This window comes from Kitasatospora sp. NA04385 (assembly GCF_013364235.1).
Taxonomy (GTDB): Bacteria; Actinomycetota; Actinomycetes; order Streptomycetales; family Streptomycetaceae; genus Kitasatospora.
Map to the genome: position 1 here is coordinate 1,793,845 of NZ_CP054919.1, position 14,772 is coordinate 1,808,616.

15 protein-coding genes and 1 pseudogene are annotated in these 14,772 nt (G+C 75.2%); 9 read left to right on the plus strand and 7 right to left on the minus strand.

Going from position 1 to position 14,772, the window contains the following annotated elements; all coding sequences use genetic code 11:
- Positions 1-150: 150 nt before the first annotated feature.
- Both HUT16_RS07740 and HUT16_RS07745 read right to left on the minus strand, forming a co-directional pair.
- Positions 151-954, minus strand: a complete 804-nt coding sequence (locus HUT16_RS07740) for an ABC transporter permease (RefSeq protein WP_176186735.1) — start codon at positions 952-954, stop codon at positions 151-153.
- Positions 951-1,946: an ATP-binding cassette domain-containing protein gene (locus HUT16_RS07745; protein ID WP_176186737.1), complete on the minus strand. Its 996-nt coding sequence runs from the start codon at positions 1,944-1,946 to the stop codon at positions 951-953. The genes HUT16_RS07740 and HUT16_RS07745 overlap by 4 nt, the downstream gene beginning before the upstream one ends.
- A gap of 189 nt (positions 1,947-2,135) precedes the next feature.
- On the opposite strand from HUT16_RS07745, the pseudogene HUT16_RS39690 reads away from it, so the two are divergent.
- A pseudogene (locus HUT16_RS39690) lies at positions 2,136-2,600 on the plus strand (hypothetical protein); the annotation flags it as partial.
- Positions 2,601-2,632: 32 nt separating this feature from the next.
- Here HUT16_RS39690 and HUT16_RS38020 read toward each other — a convergent pair.
- Positions 2,633-2,866, minus strand: a complete 234-nt coding sequence (locus HUT16_RS38020) for a hypothetical protein (protein WP_254897695.1) — start codon at positions 2,864-2,866, stop codon at positions 2,633-2,635.
- 414 nt (positions 2,867-3,280) lie between these two features.
- Between HUT16_RS38020 and HUT16_RS07755 the strand changes: the two genes are divergently transcribed.
- From HUT16_RS07755 to HUT16_RS07765, 3 genes are all read left to right on the plus strand, one after another.
- A complete protein-coding gene (locus HUT16_RS07755; protein WP_176186741.1) occupies positions 3,281-4,732 on the plus strand; it encodes a catalase in 1,452 nt (483 codons plus the stop codon).
- A gap of 167 nt (positions 4,733-4,899) precedes the next feature.
- On the plus strand, positions 4,900-5,919 hold the full coding sequence (locus tag HUT16_RS07760) for a phosphotransferase family protein (RefSeq protein ID WP_176186743.1): 1,020 nt from the start codon (positions 4,900-4,902) through the stop codon (positions 5,917-5,919).
- Between the two features lie 3 nt (positions 5,920-5,922).
- Positions 5,923-7,152: an acyl-CoA dehydrogenase family protein gene (locus HUT16_RS07765; protein ID WP_176186745.1), complete on the plus strand. Its 1,230-nt coding sequence runs from the start codon at positions 5,923-5,925 to the stop codon at positions 7,150-7,152.
- A 142-nt stretch (positions 7,153-7,294) separates the two neighbouring features.
- Here the strand turns inward: HUT16_RS07765 and HUT16_RS07770 are convergent, their stop codons facing one another.
- Complete coding sequence (locus HUT16_RS07770) at positions 7,295-8,050, minus strand: SDR family oxidoreductase (RefSeq protein WP_176186747.1); 756 nt, start codon at positions 8,048-8,050, stop codon at positions 7,295-7,297.
- A 124-nt stretch (positions 8,051-8,174) separates the two neighbouring features.
- On the opposite strand from HUT16_RS07770, the gene HUT16_RS07775 reads away from it, so the two are divergent.
- Positions 8,175-8,801 (plus strand): TetR/AcrR family transcriptional regulator, encoded by a 627-nt coding sequence (locus HUT16_RS07775; RefSeq protein ID WP_176186749.1) that lies wholly within the window; start codon positions 8,175-8,177, stop codon positions 8,799-8,801.
- 74 nt (positions 8,802-8,875) lie between these two features.
- Positions 8,876-9,634 (plus strand): DUF2470 domain-containing protein, encoded by a 759-nt coding sequence (locus tag HUT16_RS07780; RefSeq protein WP_176186751.1) that lies wholly within the window; start codon positions 8,876-8,878, stop codon positions 9,632-9,634.
- A 25-nt stretch (positions 9,635-9,659) separates the two neighbouring features.
- Here the strand turns inward: HUT16_RS07780 and HUT16_RS07785 are convergent, their stop codons facing one another.
- Positions 9,660-10,445, minus strand: a complete 786-nt coding sequence (locus HUT16_RS07785) for a VOC family protein (RefSeq protein ID WP_176186753.1) — start codon at positions 10,443-10,445, stop codon at positions 9,660-9,662.
- Between the two features lie 212 nt (positions 10,446-10,657).
- Here HUT16_RS07785 and HUT16_RS07790 point away from each other — a divergent pair, with 212 nt between their 5' ends.
- Entirely contained in the window at positions 10,658-11,863 is a 1,206-nt protein-coding gene (locus HUT16_RS07790; RefSeq protein ID WP_176186755.1) for an NAD(P)/FAD-dependent oxidoreductase, read from the plus strand.
- Between the two features lie 63 nt (positions 11,864-11,926).
- On the opposite strand, the gene HUT16_RS07795 is transcribed toward HUT16_RS07790, so the two are convergent.
- Both HUT16_RS07795 and HUT16_RS07800 read right to left on the minus strand, forming a co-directional pair.
- Positions 11,927-12,214, minus strand: coding sequence for a DUF1876 domain-containing protein (locus tag HUT16_RS07795; RefSeq protein WP_176186757.1), 288 nt, complete (start codon positions 12,212-12,214; stop codon positions 11,927-11,929).
- 155 nt (positions 12,215-12,369) lie between these two features.
- Complete coding sequence (locus HUT16_RS07800; protein WP_176186759.1) at positions 12,370-12,543, minus strand: hypothetical protein; 174 nt, start codon at positions 12,541-12,543, stop codon at positions 12,370-12,372.
- 473 nt (positions 12,544-13,016) lie between these two features.
- Between HUT16_RS07800 and trxA the strand changes: the two genes are divergently transcribed.
- A complete protein-coding gene (gene trxA, locus HUT16_RS07805; protein ID WP_303392069.1) occupies positions 13,017-13,454 on the plus strand; it encodes a thioredoxin in 438 nt (145 codons plus the stop codon).
- Positions 13,455-13,656: 202 nt separating this feature from the next.
- Positions 13,657-14,760 (plus strand): exo-alpha-sialidase, encoded by a 1,104-nt coding sequence (locus HUT16_RS07810; RefSeq protein WP_176186761.1) that lies wholly within the window; start codon positions 13,657-13,659, stop codon positions 14,758-14,760.
- Positions 14,761-14,772: the final 12 nt, after the last annotated feature.

The window sequence follows — 14,772 nt, forward strand, 5'->3', positions numbered from 1 at the left end:
GCCCGCCCGCCACGCGCCACCGCGCACGCCCCGGACGAACTCCGCCGCGCGGTGCAGGAGTTGGGTCACGTCGGCACCCCCGTCCACGGCCGGACCGACGACGAGCTCCTCTACCCGTTCGTCGGCACCGCCGGAGCCCGCGCCTTCCTGTCAGACCGCCCGGCGGTAGAGCCAGACGCCGAGCGGGGCGAAGACGGCGACGATGCCGACGTCCCAGGCGAGCGCCTGCCAGACCTGGGTGCCGAGCGGCCCGCCGATCATCAGGGTGCGGACGGCGCCCGCGGTGATGGTGACGGGCTGGTGGTTGGCGAAGACCTGCAGCCAGCCGGGCATGGTCGCGGTGGGGACGAACGCGGAGGACGCGAAGACCAGCGGCGCGAGGACGGGGAACGCGGCGGCGGTCGCGGTCTCGGGGTCGCCGACGGCGAGGCCGACCACGGCGAACACCCAGGACATCGCGAACCCGAAGGCCAGCACCAGCAGCGCGCCGGCCAGGAACGCCAGGACGCCGTTGTGGATGCGGAAGCCGACCAGGAAGCCGACGCCGGTCATCAGCGCGACCACGAACACGTTCCGGGCCAGGTCGGCGGTGGTCCGCCCGGAGAGCACCGCGGAGCGGGCCATCGGCAGCGAGCGGAAGCGCTCCATCAGCCCGGTCTGCAGGTCGCCGGCCAGGCCGATCGCGGTGTTGACCGCGCCGAACACGACGACCTGCACGAACACGCCGGGCATCAGGTAGTCGACGTACGAGACGCCGTGCAGGACCGCGCCGACCACCCCGCCGAACACGTAGCGGAACATCAGCACGAAGACGATCGGCTGCACCGTGGAGAAGATCAGCAAGCGGGGCACCCGGCGCAGCGCGATCAGGTTGCGCCCGGCGACGGCCAGCCCGTCCCGGACGGGGGCGAGCAGGCGGTCGGCCGGGGGCGGTCGCAGGGTGGTGGTGGTCATGGCCGTGGGCTCTCGGTGCGGTGGCCGGTGAGGGCGAGGTAGACGTCGTCGAGGCTGGACTCGCGGACGGCGATGGTGCGCGGGGTGAGCCGTTCGGCCTCCAGCGCGTGCAGGACGTCCATCAGCAGCAGCGAGCCGTCGGGGCTGGGCAGGCGCAGCACCGCGCCGTCGCGTTCGGGGCGCTGCGGCAGCCGGTCGGCGAGCAGGGTCTCGGCGCGGACGGCGCGCGGGTCCTCGCCCATGCCGAGTTCGAGGACGGTGGTGCCGAGGCGGGCCTTGAGCGCGCGCGGACTGTCGTCGGCGACCACCCGGCCCTCGGCGAGGACGGCGACGCGCTGGGCGAGCCGGTCGGCCTCCTCCAGGTACTGGGTGGTGAGCAGGACGGTGGTGCCCTCGGCGACGAGTTCGCGGATCAGCTCCCACAGGGCGGTGCGGCTCTGCGGGTCGAGGCCGGTGGTGGGCTCGTCGAGGAACAGCACGGGCGGTTCGGGGACGAGCGCGGCGGCGACGTCGAGGCGGCGGCGCATGCCGCCGGAGTAGGTGCGCACCGGGCGGTCGGCGGCGGCCGTGAGGTCGAAGCGGGCGAGCAGGTCGGCGGCGCGCGGGTCGCGGCGGTGGCGGGGCAGCTGGGTGAGGCGGCCGATCAGCCGGAGGTTCTCGCGGGCGGTCAGGTTGGGGTCGACGGCGGCGTACTGCCCGGCGAGCCCGATCAGGCGGCGGACGGCGGCGGGGTGGGCGGCGACGTCGGTGCCGAGCACCTCGGCGCGGCCGGCGGTGGGCCGGATGATGGTGGTGAGGATGCGGATGGTGGTGGTCTTCCCGGCGCCGTTCGGCCCGAGCAGGCCGAACACGGTGCCGGGCGGGACGGTGAAGTCGACGCCGTCCAGGGCGACGAGGTCCTTGAAGCGCTTGCCGAGGCCCCGGACCCGGATCGCGGGTCGGGGGTCGGCGGGATCGGTCGGCCCGGTGGCCGCGGGTGTGGTGGGCGTCATGGGCGTGCCCCCTCGGGCGAGCGGTGCCCCTGCGAGCGGTACTCCTCCAGTGTCCGTCCGCCGCTGCCGGGTGGGCCTTCCGGGGCAACCTGGTCCCCCCTGGTGCGGAGCGGCCCGGCTCTGGAGTGGCCGGGCGGCGGGCGGCGGGAGTGGATGGTGTCCAGTGCCGCGCCGTCCCCTGGAGCCCCGATGCCCCGTACCCGTCGTGCCGCCGCCGCCGCGGTGCTGTCGCTGTCCGCCCTGTCCGCCACGGCCTGCTCGGCGTCCGCGGACCTGAACGCCCCGCCCGCCGCGGGCTCCCCGTCCGCGGCGGCGCCGTCCGCGAGTTCCTCCCCGTCCGTGTCCACGTTCGCGTCCTCGGCGGGCACCCGGGTGGGGCTGGCCGGCGTGGGCAGCCTGGGCCCGGTCCTGGTGGACGCGCAGGGCCGCACCCTGTACCTGTACGGCGCGGACACCTCGGTGCACGCGAGCTGCCTGGACGAGTGCGCGAAGTCCTGGCCGCCGGTCACCACGCCGGGGTTCCCGCTGGCCGGGCCGGGCGTGGACGACGGGCTGCTGGGCGCGGCGGCGCTGCCGGACGGGACGGCGCAGGTGCTGTACAAGGGCCACCCGCTGTACCGGTACACGGGCGACCGCGGGCCCGGCGAGGCCACCGGGCACACGGTGGCGGACCCGCACGGCACCTTCTACGCGGTGACCTCGCTGGGCGACCCGGTGGGCGTCGACATCGCGACGCTGCGCGGCGCGGGCGGCGGGGTGCCGAGCGCGGGCGCCTCGGCGAGCGCCTCGGCGGGTGCTTCGGCGAGCGCCTCGGCGGGCGCGTCGACTCCGGCCGACCCGGCGGCATCAGCGGCACCGGCGGACCCGGCGGAGCCGGGCGCCCAGGCCACCGCGCAGGCCCCGGCGGCCCAGGACCCCACCCCGCAGACGCCCCCGCCGGCCGTCCAGNCACCCGAGCAGGCGACCAGGCCCCCGCCCAGGCGCCCCGGTCGAGGTGCCGGTCGAGGTGCCGCCCGCGCAGGCGCCGGCCCAGGCTCCGGCGGGCGGGCCCGGCCGACGGGCCGCGGGCGGCGACGGTTCCTCGGGGGGCTGAGGCGGCCGGGCGCCGCCCCCGCGGGGCGCTGTTCCGCGCGGCGGGGGTGCCGTGCCGGTCGGCGGCGCCGTGGTTCCCGAACGGGTGCGCCGCGCCGGGGTCCTGAGGGTCCGGCGGGCGGGGGCGCTGCGGTTGTGGGCGGCCCGGGCCGGTGTTCGAGTGGAGTGCAGTCGCGGTGGACGACCCCCGCCGCCGCGCGGCTACGGCGTCCCGGCCCGGGCGCCCGAGGAGGATTCCCCCGATGTCCCAGCACGTGCCCTTCACCACGAACAACACCGGCGTCCCGGTCGAGAGCGACGAGCACTCGCTGACCGCGGGCCCGGTCGGCCCGGTCCTGCTGCACGACCACTACCTGATCGAGAAGATGGCCCAGTTCAACCGGGAGCGGGTGCCGGAGCGGGTGGTGCACGCCAAGGGCAGCGGCGCGTACGGCTCGTTCGAGGTGACGCAGGACGTCAGCCGGTTCACCAGGGCGGACCTGTTCCAGCCCGGCAAGCGGTGCGACATGCTGGCCCGGTTCTCCACCGTGGCGGGCGAGATGGGCTCGCCGGACACCTGGCGCGACCCGCGCGGCTTCGCGCTGAAGTTCTACACCGAGCAGGGGAACTACGACCTGGTCGGCAACAACACGCCGGTGTTCTTCGTCCGCGACCCGCTCAAGTTCCAGGACTTCATCCGCTCGCAGAAGCGCCGCCCGGACAACGGGCTGCGCGACCACGACATGCAGTGGGACTTCTGGACGCTCTCCCCGGAGTCGGCGCACCAGGTGACCTGGCTGATGGGCGACCGCGGCATCCCGAAGTCCTGGCGGCACATGGACGGCTTCTCCTCGCACACCTACCAGTGGGTGAACGCGGCCGGGGAGCGGTTCTGGGTGAAGTACCACTTCCGGACCGACCAGGGCAACGAGTTCCTCCCCCAGGCGGAGGCGGACCGGCTGGCGGGCGCGGACGGCGACTACCACCGGCGCGACCTGTTCGAGGCGATCGAGCGCGGCGAGCACCCGTCCTGGACGCTGCACGTGCAGGTGATGCCGTTCGACGAGGCGTGGGACTACCGGTTCAACCCGTTCGACCTGACCAAGGTGTGGCCGCACGGCGACTACCCGCTGATCGAGGTGGGCCGGTTCACCCTGAACCGCAACCCGGAGGACCACTTCGTCCACATCGAGCAGGCCGCGTTCGAGCCGTCCAACCTGGTGCCGGGCATCGGGGTGTCGCCGGACAAGATGCTGCTGGGCCGGATCTTCTCCTACCCGGACACCCACCGGTACCGGATCGGCCCGAACTACGCGCAGCTGCCGCCGAACCGGGCGCACGTGCCGGTGCACTCGTACAGCAAGGACGGGCCGATGCGGTTCGACGCGGCCCGCACCGCGCGGCCGTACGCGCCGAACTCGTACGGCGGGCCGGCCGCCGACCCGTCGCTGTGGGGCGGGGAGATCGGCTGGGACGTGGCGGGGAGGATGGTGCGCGAGGCGTACCCGCTGCACCGGGAGGACGACGACTGGGGGCAGGCCGGGACGCTGGTGCGGGAGGTGCTGGACGACGCGGCGCGCGACCGGCTGGTGGCCAACATCGCCGGGCACCTGCAGGACGGGGTGTCGGCGCCGGTGCTGGAGCGGGCCCTGCAGTACTGGCGCAACGTGGACCGGACCCTCGGTGACCGGGTGGCCGCCGCCGTGGCCCGCTGACCCCGCGCCCTCGCCCCTGCCACCGCCACCGCCGCCCGTCCGGGACGCCGTTCCGGGCGGGCGCCCGCACGTCCGCCCCGCTGCCGCTCGTTGACAAGCGCCGCCGCCGGGCCGATCCTGAGCAAGCGCTTAGTCAGCACGTTCCGACCCTCTGCGAGGTGCCCCCGATGACCACCGCCGCTCCGCCCGGAATCGACCTGGAGAGGCTGCGCGCCCACCTGGACGCCGCCCTGCCGGTGCCGCTCGCGGGGCCGCTCACCGCCCGGCTGTTCGAGGGCGGGCGGTCCAACCTGACGTACCTGGTCGAGGACGGCGCCTCCCGCTGGGTGCTGCGCCGCCCGCCGCTGGGGCACGTGCTGGCCACCGCGCACGACATGGGCCGCGAGTACCGGGTGCTGGGCGCGCTGGCCGGGACGGCGGTGCCGGTGCCCCGCCCGGTGCTGCTGGTGGAGGACACCGGGGTGATCGGCGCGCCGTTCTACCTGATGGAGCACGTCCCCGGCACCGCCCACCGGGACGCGAAGGCGCTGGCCGCGCTCGGCGAACCGCGGGTGCACGCCCTCGGGGTGCGCCTGGTGGAGACCCTGGTCGCCCTGCACGCGCTGGACCCGGACGGGATCGGCCTGGCCGGCTTCGGCCGCCCCGAGGGCTTCCTGGAGCGCCAACTGCGGCGCTGGGGGAAGCAGTTGGACGCCTCGCGGAGCCGCGAGGTGCCGGGCGCGGACGAGCTGCACCGCCGCCTCGCCGACGCCCTGCCCGCCTCCCCTTCCCCCGCGCTGGTGCACGGCGACTACCGGCTGGACAACGTCCTGGTGGACGCCGAGGACCGGATCGCGGCCGTGCTGGACTGGGAGATGTCCACCGTCGGCGACCCGCTCACCGACCTGGGCCTGCTGGTGATGTACACCGAACTCGCCCGCCGCTTCGACGGATCGCTCCCCGGCGCGGCCCTCGCGCCCGGCTTCCCGTCCACCGCCGAACTGGTCCGGCGCTACGCGGACGCCTCCGGCCGGGACGTCTCCGGGCTCGGCTGGTACGTCGCCTTCGCCTCGTTCAAGCTGGCGGTCGTCCTGGAGGGCATCCACTTCCGCTACACCCGGGGCGGCACGGTCGGCGCGGGCTTCGACCGGGTCGGCGAACTGGTCCCGCTGTTCGTGGAGTTCGGGCTCGAATCGCTGGAGGGCTGAGACATGGATTTCGGGTACGACGCCAGGACGACCGAGCTGCTCGGCGAACTCGGCTCCTTCATGGACGAGTTCGTCCACCCCGCCGAACCGGTGCTGGCCGCCCAGCTCGCCGACCCGGGGCGCGAGCCGTGGTCGGTCCCACCGGTGATCGGCGACCTGCGGGCCGCCGCGAAGGCCCGCGGCCTGTGGAACCTCTTCTTCACGGACCAGCACGGCCTGCCCGGCGGACCCGGCGCCGGGCTGACCAACCTCCAGTACGCGCCGCTGGCCGAACTCACCGGCCGTTCCGTCCTGTTGGCCCCGCCCGCGCTCAACTGCGCGGCCCCGGACACCGGGAACATGGAACTGCTCGCCCAGTTCGGCTCCCCGGAGCAGCGCGAGCGCTGGCTGCGACCGCTGCTCGACGGCGAGATCCGCTCCGCCTTCGCGATGACCGAACCGGAGGTGGCCTCCTCCGACGCCACCAACATCACCACCCGGATCGAGCGCGACGGCGACGAGTACGTGGTCAACGGCCGCAAGTGGTACATCACCGGGGCGATGAACCCGGACTGCAAGGTGCTCATCGTGATGGGCAGGACCGACCCCGGTGCCGAGGCCCGCCGCCAGCAGTCGATGGTCCTCGTCCCGCGCGACGCCCCGGGCGTCCGGGTGCTGCGCGGCATGCGGGTGTTCGGCTACCCCGACGACGACCACGGCGGGCACGCCGAGATCCTCTTCGAGGACGTCCGGGTGCCCGTCGCCAACCTGATCGGCGAGGAGGGCGGCGGCTTCGCCATCGCCCAGGCCCGCCTCGGCCCCGGCCGCATCCACCACTGCATGCGGGCCCTCGGCATCGCCGAACGCGCCCTGGAGCTGACCTGCCGCCGGGTCGGCTCCCGGGTGGCGTTCGGCCGCCCGCTCGCCGACCAGGGCGTCGTCCAGGACTGGATCGCCGAGGCCAGGGTCCGGATCGAGCAGGCCCGGCTGCTGGTGCTGAAGACCGCCTGGCTGATGGACACCGTCGGCAACCGCGGCGCGCACACCGAGATCCAGGCCATCAAGATCGTCGTCCCGTCGACCGTCGAGTGGATCCTCGACAAGGCCGTCCAGGCCCACGGCGCGGCCGGCGTCAGCCAGGACACCCCGCTCGCCCAACTCTGGGCCGGCAACCGCACCCTGCGACTGGCCGACGGGCCCGACGAGGTGCACAAGCGCTCGCTCGCCCGCCGCGAGCTGAGGAAGTACCGCTGACAAGGGGGACCAACCAGGGGCTCGGGGAACGGCGGGTCGATGCTGCGTGTCTTTGACCGAACCCGAAGCCGATGCGCTGGGCGGCAGTGCACCGGCAGCAGCCACGGGCTCGCCGTTCCCCGAGCCCCTGATTTCGCCGTTCTTACAGGCCGCCGCCGAGGGTCACTCCGCCGTCCACCACCAGGGTCTGGCCGGTGATCCAGGCGGCGTCCTCGGAGAGCAGGAAGGCGACGGCTCCGGCCACGTCCTCGGGCAGGCCCAGGCGGCCCAGGGGGTAGGCGCTGGCGACCTCCTCCTCGCGGCCCTCGTAGAGGGCCGCGGCGAACTTGGTCTTGACCACGGCGGGGGCCACCGCGTTGACCCGGACGTCGGGGCCGAGTTCGGCGGCGAGCTCCATCGTGAGGCGGATCAGCGCGGCCTTGGAGACGCCGTACATGCCGATCCCGAGGGAGGAGCGGATGCCCGCGATGGAGGCGACGTTGACGACGGCACCGCCGTGCTCGGCCATCCAGGCGGCGTGGGCGCGGCGGGTCCAGGCCAGCGGGGCGAGCACGTTGACGGCGAGGATCTTCGCGGCGGCGGCCGGGTCGGTGTGCAGCACCGGGCCGTAGACCGGGTTGATGCCGGTGTTGTTGACCAGCAGGTCGAGCCGGCCGAAGGACTCCAGCACGCGGGCGACGGTCTCCTCCTGGTGCGCGGCGTCGTCGGACTTCCCGGCGACGGCGATCGCCTGCCCGGGCCCGCCGAGCGCCTTCGCGGCCTCGGTCAGGGTCTCCTCGGTGCGCGCGGTGAGGCAGACCTTCGCCCCGCGCCGGACCAGCTCCCGGGCGATGCCGAACCCGATGCCCCGGCTCGCACCGGTGACCACGGCCACCTTGCCCTCGAACGACACAGCCATCCTCGTACCCCGCACCTCTCGAAACCGATGTGACTAAGCGCTTGCTCAGCATCTTGGCGGCGGGCCACACTGTCAACAGCCCGACCCGCCGGGCCGGGCCGGAGCCGTCTGGGAGGATGAGCCCATGACCGACCCAGCGACCGCCGCGCTCTGGCCCGGGGAGAGCACCGAGGCCGCCCGGCGGCTGCTGCTGGCCGCCGTGGACTCCTTCGCCCGCCGCGGCTACCACGCCACCACCACCCGGGACATCGCCACCGCCGCCGGGATGAGCCCCGCCGCGCTGTACATCCACTACCCGTCGAAGGCGGCGCTGCTCGCCGAGATCTCCCGCACCGGCCACCGGGCCACCCTGGAGCTGGTGGAGCGGGCCGAGCGCACCGGGGCGGACCCGGTGGAGCGGATGCGCGCGCTGACCGAGTCCTTCACCGTCTGGCACGCCCGCGGCCACACCGTCGGCCGGATCGTCAACCACGAGCTGCACGCGCTGCCCGCGGAGGACTTCGCGGCCGTCGCCGAGCTGCGGATCCGGATCGAGGAGACGGTGCTGCGGATCCTCGCGGACGGGGTGGCGGCCGGGCTGTTCCGCGTCCCCGACCAGCGCACCGCGGCCCGCGCGGTCACCTCGCTCGGCATCGACGTCTCGCGCTGGTACAGCGAGCGCAGCAGCGAGTCCCCCGAGGAGCTGGGACGGCGGTACGGGCAGCTGGTGCTGCGGATGCTGGGCGCGCCGGCCGAGCGGATCGGCGACTGAGCGCCCCCCGGTACTGGACCTCCGACCCCCTTCTTGATTAGGTTAGCCTTACCTAATCGTGAAGGAGGCTCCACGTGCTGCCCCAGCCCGCCCGCCGCCCGTCCGCCGCCGAACGCGCCCGCACCCTGCTGGAGTTCGCCTCCTCGGCGGTCCTCGACGTCCGCGGCGCCGACCTCACCGCCCGTCCCGGCCTGCCCCCGCAGGTCGCCTGCGCGCTGCGGCCGGACGGCTCGGTGGCGGTGCTGGTCGGCCGCGAGTCGGCGCTGCACCGGATCACCGCGCTCGCCCGCGGCCCGCTCACCGCCGAACTCGACTGCGTGGACGTCGCCCCCGTCGCCGTCCCGCACCGCGTCCGCGGCCGGCTCCAGGCCCAGGGCCTGCTCTCCCGCTCCCCCGGCGAGAGCGCCGCCGCGCTGTTCCCCCGCCACGGCCACGGCCACGCGGACCGGACCGGCGTGCTGCTCCGGCTGGAGCTCGATCACCTGGCGCTGGACGACCTGTGGGGCTCCGAGTGCTGCATCGACCCGGACGAGGTGGCCGCCGCCGCGCCCGACCCCGTCGCCGCGGAGGAGGCCTGCCTGCTCCAGCACCTGGCCGCCGCGCACGCCGACCAGCTCCTGCTGCTCGGCGCGAACGCCCTGGAGCACCACCGCCCCACCGCCGACCACCTGCACGAGGTCCGCCCGATCGCCCTCGACCGCCGCGGCCTGCGCGTCCGCCTGCTCCTCGGCGACGGCACCCTGGACGCCCGCTTCGACTTCCACCGCCCGGTCACCCACCCCGACGAGCTCCCGGAGGCGATGCACCGGCTGTTCCTCCCGGTGGGGCACTGAGCGGGCCCCGGCCGGGGCCCTCCGGTCAGACCGCGGGGCCGAGGATCGAGAAGTGGCCGCCCTCCGCGTCGGCCAGGCGGGCGACGCGGCCGTAGGGGGAGTCGGCGGGGCCGTCCAGCACCCGGCCGCCGAGGGTGGTGGCATGGCGGGCGGCGGCGTCGGTGTCGGGGACGGCGAAGAAGACCTCCCAGTGCGGGGCGAGGTCCCGGGCGGCGCGCAGGGCGGCGACGCTGTGGTGCTCGGAGCGCAGGACGACGCGCTCGTGCTCGAAGCGGACCTCGAACAGTGCCGGGTCGCGGTCGTCCCAGCGGAACACCTCGCCGTAGAAGAGCGCGGCGGCGAACGGGTCGGCGGTGCGCAGTTCGATCCAGGCGGGGGCGCCGGGGCGGGCGATCCAGGGGGCGTCGCCGGGGCGGGGGTCGGCGGGTTCGCCCTCCCAGATGCCGAAGGTCGCGCCGAACGGGTCGGCGGCCAGGGCGACCCGGCCCGCGTCGAAGGAGAGCGGGCCGACCGCGAGGGTGCCGCCGCGTTCGCGGACGCCGTCGGCGGCCCGGTCGGCGCTCTCGATGCCGAAGTAGGTGGTCCAGGCGACCGGGCGTTCCCAGTCGGTGCTGAGCACGCTCAGGCCGGCCACCTCGACGCCGTCGACGACCGCGCGCAGGTAGGGCCCCCAGCGGTCCGGGCCGGGGACGAACTCCCAACCGAGCAGCGGCCCGTAGAAGTCGCGCGCGACCGACAGGTCGCGCGCCGTCAGGCCGACCCAGCACGGCACCGCGGGCACGCAGCGCACCGTGGCCGTTCGCTCCACCATCCCGCGGGCTCCCTTCGACGCTCCGCCGGCCGGACGGCCGGACCCGCCCCAGCCTAGGCGGACGGCCCCGCCGGAGCGCGGTCCGCCTCGCGGGCGAATCCCGGCCGGGCCGTACGCGTCCGACCGGCGCGGGTCCCCCGGTCGGACGCGTACGGGTGCCATGGTCGGGCAGGAGGGCTACCGGGGAACACCGCTGTGGGAAGGACGTGGGCATGGACACCGGGATCGTGATCGTCGGGGCGAGCCTGGCCGGGGCGAAGGCCGCCGAGGCGCTGCGCGCGGAGGGCTACCGGGGGCCGGTCACCCTGGTCGGCGACGAGGCGGAGCGCCCGTACGAGCGGCCGCCGCTGTCGAAGGGGTACCTGCTCGGCAAGGAGGAGAAGGAGAAGATCTACGTCCACCCGGCCGACTGGTACGAGCAGCACGAGGTGGTGCTGCGGCTGGGCACGGCGGTCAGCGCGATCGACCCGGCGGGGCACACCGTGACGCTGGAGGGCGGGGAGCGGCTGCCGTTCTCGAAGCTGCTGCTGGCCACCGGTTCGGCGCCGCGCACGCTGCCGGTGCCGGGCGGCGACGGGGACTTCGTGCGGACGCTGCGGCGGGTCGGCGACAGCGAGGGGCTGCGGGCCGCGTTCCGTCCCGGGGCCCGGGTGGTGGTGGTCGGCGCGGGCTGGATCGGCCTGGAGGCGGCAGCCGCGGCCCGGACCGCCGGCGCGGAGGTGACGGTGCTGGAGTCGGCCGAGCTGCCGCTGCTGCGGGTGCTGGGCCGGGAGGCCGCGCAGGTCTTCGCGGACCTGCACCGGGCGCACGGCGTCGACCTGCGTCTCGGCGTCGAGGTGGCGGAGCTGCGGGCGGACGGGGTGCGGCTGGGCGACGGCGGCACCGTCCCGGCGGACGTGCTGCTGGTCGGCGTGGGCATCAGCCCGAACACGGCGCTGGCCGAGAACGCGGGCCTGACCGTCGACAACGGGGTGCGCACCGACCAGCACCTGGCCACCTCGCACCCCGACGTGTTCGCGGCGGGCGACGTGGCGAACGCCTTCCACCCGCTGTTCGGCAAGCCGATCCGGGTCGAGCACTGGGCGAACGCGCTCAACCAGCCGGCCGTGGCGGCCGCCTCGATGCTCGGCAAGGCCGCGGTGTACGACCGCGTCCCGTACTTCTTCACCGACCAGTACGACCTGGGCATGGAGTACACCGGGTACGCGGAGCCCGGCGGCTACGACCGGGTGGTGTTCCGGGGCGACGTCGCCGGGCGGGAGTTCATCGCGTTCTGGCTGTCCGGCGGGAAGGTGCTGGCGGGCATGAACGTCAACGTCTGGGACGTCACCGACCCGATCCGCGAACTGGTCCGCTCCGGGCGAGCGGTGGACCCGGACCGGCTGGCCGACCCGGCGGTGCCGCTGGACGAACTCTGATCCGACGATCAGCCCCGGGGCGCGTGATCGGCCCCGGGGCGCGTGATCGGTCCCGGGGTGCGGTCAGGTCACGTCGCGCCACATCAGCGGGGCCATCGGGTCGCCGGTGGGCCGGGCGACCTCGTCGTGGGCCTTGGTGAGCAGTTGCATGGCGAGGTCGTTGAGGGCGCGGGCCCCGGCGACCTCCTCGCCGACCCGCAGCTGCGGGCTGTCGGCCTGGTGCCTGGTGGAGCTGCCGTGGCCGCGCAGTTCCGTGCCGTCGGAGAGGCGGACCAGCGCGGCGGCCCTGGTGTGGTCGCCGTCCTCCTGGAACTCCATCTCGACGTGCCATCCGACCAGCGTCCTCATCATGGCCGCCACCTCCCGGGTGCGTGCAGGGTGTTCGGACCGGTCCTTCCAGGGTGCGACGCCCGGGCCGCAACGGCCAGGCGGGCACGGGGCGATGGGCGGGCGCGGGTCGGGTACGGGCCGGGTGCGGGCCTTCGGCAGCGGCGGAGGCCGGTGCGTCAGACGTCGGCCGGGGCCTCCCCGGCGGCGCCGCCGTCGGGTTCGGCCGGCTCCTCGCAGGATTCGCGACCGGTCTCGGTGTGCACCACCCGCACCGGCCGGTGGGGGCCCTCGCCGTGGACGATCCGCTGCGGTCGGCCGCAGCGCGGGCAGAGCAGGGGGATCTGGTTCATGGCCGCCGTCCACGCGCCCCGCGGCGGGCGATTCCCGGGCCCGCGTGGCCTCCTCACTCCCAGTGTGCCGCGCCGGACCGGTCGGCGGCGTGGTCGGCGGCGTGGACGTGGACGGGGATGTGGACGGGGATCGGACCCGGCGGGCGGGGGGCGCGGGGCCGGTGCGGGCTCTCAAGTCCGGGGCGGCTCGTGTCGATAACCGTGACGGGGGTGCGGCGCGGGCGCCCGCGCCGCACCTCCTGCCCGTTCCGCCGGGCGCGGTGCGGGGGGTCGGCGGTGCAACGACCGGCCGTCCGGGGCGAGTTGCTGACCGCCGCCGAGGGGACGCGCCGCCGTCCCGACCGGCGAGCGGGGTGGGGCGGTGGCCGCCGGGCGGTCCGACCTGGTTCGACCGGTTCGTCCGGGGGTACGTACGGCTGGTCCCGGGTGTTCACCGCCGTCGCCGCCGGAATAGTTCCGCAGGTGGCGGGGTTGTGCCGGGCGAAGGGCCCGAACGGCGGGGCCGGAGGCGCGAGAGGCAGGTGGCGATGATGAGCACGGTGGAATTGACCAAGGACAACTTCGACGAGGTGGTCCAGGGCGAGGACGGCAAGGCGTTCGTCCTGATCGACTTCTGGGCGGCGTGGTGCGGCCCCTGCCGCCAGTTCGCGCCGGTCTTCGAGCGGGCGTCCGACAAGCACGAGGACATCACCTTCGCCAAGGTCGACACCGAGGCCCAGCAGGAGCTCGCCGCGGCGTTCGACATCCGGTCGATTCCGACCCTCGCGATCATCCGCGAGGGCGTCCTGGTCTTCGCCCAGCCCGGCGCGCTCCCCGAAGCCGCCCTGGAGGACTTGATCGGTCAGGCCCGGAAGCTGGACATGGCAGAGGTCCACGCCGGCGTGGCCGCCCAGAAGTCCGCCCAGAACTGACCCGGGCCCGCACGGCGGGGCCCGGGGGCGGGGCGCCCGGAGGAACACTCCTCCGGGCGCCCCGCCTTTTTCGTGCCGTGCCGTGCCGCGCCTGCCCGCACCGCGCCGGTCCGGCCGCGGCGTGCTGCCGTGCGAGTGTCGGTGGCGTGGAGCACACTGCTGCGAGACCGCGTTACGACCGAGTCTCCGGATGGGTTCGACGATGAACGATGCACGGGATGCCCGGGGTTTCCTGCTGGCCGTCGGCACGCAGAAGGGCCTGTTCCTGGGCCGCGGTTCGGACCGCGGGACGTGGGAGTTCAGCGGCCCGCACTTCCCGATGAACGCGGTCTACGCGGTGGGCGTCGACCGTCGCGGCGGCCGCACCCGGCTGCTGGTCGGAGCGGACAGCAGCCACTGGGGCCCCTCGGTGTGGTGGTCGGACGACCTGGGCGCGAGCTGGCAGGAGCCCGCGCGACCGGCGGTGAAGTTCCCCGAGCGGACCGGCGCCTCGCTGGAGCGGGTGTGGCAGTTGCAGCCGGCCGGCGACGAGGCCCCGGGCGTGGTGTACGCGGGCACCGAACCGGCCGCGCTGTTCCGCTCCGCCGACGGCGGCGAGAGCTTCGCCCTGGTCGACGGGCTGTGGGACCACCCGCAGCGCGAGCACTGGGGCGCCGGGTTCGGCGGCCAGGGCATGCACACCGTCCTCACCGACCCGCGGAACCCGGACGCGCTGCTGGTCGCGGTCTCCTCCGGCGGCGCCTACCGCACCGCCGACGGCGGCCTGAGCTGGCGGCCGTCCAACCTGGGCGTGCGGGCCGACTTCCTGCCCGACCGGTTCCCCGAGTTCGGCCAGTGCGTGCACAAGATCGCCCGGGACGCGGGCGACCCGGACCGGCTGTACCTGCAGAACCACGGCGGCGTGTACCGCAGCGACGACGCGGGGCGGACGTGGAAGTCGATCGCCGGCGACCTGCCCGCCGACTTCGGCTTCGGCGTCGCCGCGCACCCGCGCACCCCCGGCACCGCGTACCTGTTCCCGCTGGACGCCGACTACGCCCGGCTGCCCGTCGACCGCCGCTGCCGGGTCTTCCGCACCACCGACGCGGGCGAGACCTGGCAGCCGCTGGACACCGGCCTGCCCGCCGAGGCGCACTACGGCGTGGTCCTGCGCGACGCGCTGTGCACCGACGACGGCGACCCGGCGGGCGTCTACTTCGGCAACCGCAACGGCGAGGTCTACGGCTCCCCCGACGGCGGCGACCACTGGTCGCTGCTCGCCTCCCACCTGCCGGACGTGCTGTGCGTACGGGCGGCGGCCCTCTGACCGGCGCCGGGG

Bases quoted from the DNA above. Each gene is read 5' to 3' on its own strand.
- HUT16_RS07740 (WP_176186735.1), bottom strand. From the start codon at position 954: ATGACCACCACCACCCTGCGACCGCCCCCGGCCGACCGCCTGCTCGCC.
- HUT16_RS07745 (WP_176186737.1), bottom strand. From the start codon at position 1,946: ATGACGCCCACCACACCCGCGGCCACCGGGCCGACCGATCCCGCCGAC.
- HUT16_RS07755 (WP_176186741.1), top strand. From the start codon at position 3,281: ATGTCCCAGCACGTGCCCTTCACCACGAACAACACCGGCGTCCCGGTC.
- HUT16_RS07760 (WP_176186743.1), top strand. From the start codon at position 4,900: ATGACCACCGCCGCTCCGCCCGGAATCGACCTGGAGAGGCTGCGCGCC.
- HUT16_RS07765 (WP_176186745.1), top strand. From the start codon at position 5,923: ATGGATTTCGGGTACGACGCCAGGACGACCGAGCTGCTCGGCGAACTC.
- HUT16_RS07770 (WP_176186747.1), bottom strand. From the start codon at position 8,050: ATGGCTGTGTCGTTCGAGGGCAAGGTGGCCGTGGTCACCGGTGCGAGC.
- HUT16_RS07775 (WP_176186749.1), top strand. From the start codon at position 8,175: ATGACCGACCCAGCGACCGCCGCGCTCTGGCCCGGGGAGAGCACCGAG.
- HUT16_RS07785 (WP_176186753.1), bottom strand. From the start codon at position 10,445: ATGGTGGAGCGAACGGCCACGGTGCGCTGCGTGCCCGCGGTGCCGTGC.
- HUT16_RS07790 (WP_176186755.1), top strand. From the start codon at position 10,658: ATGGACACCGGGATCGTGATCGTCGGGGCGAGCCTGGCCGGGGCGAAG.
- HUT16_RS07795 (WP_176186757.1), bottom strand. From the start codon at position 12,214: ATGATGAGGACGCTGGTCGGATGGCACGTCGAGATGGAGTTCCAGGAG.
- HUT16_RS07800 (WP_176186759.1), bottom strand. From the start codon at position 12,543: ATGAACCAGATCCCCCTGCTCTGCCCGCGCTGCGGCCGACCGCAGCGG.
- HUT16_RS07810 (WP_176186761.1), top strand. From the start codon at position 13,657: ATGAACGATGCACGGGATGCCCGGGGTTTCCTGCTGGCCGTCGGCACG.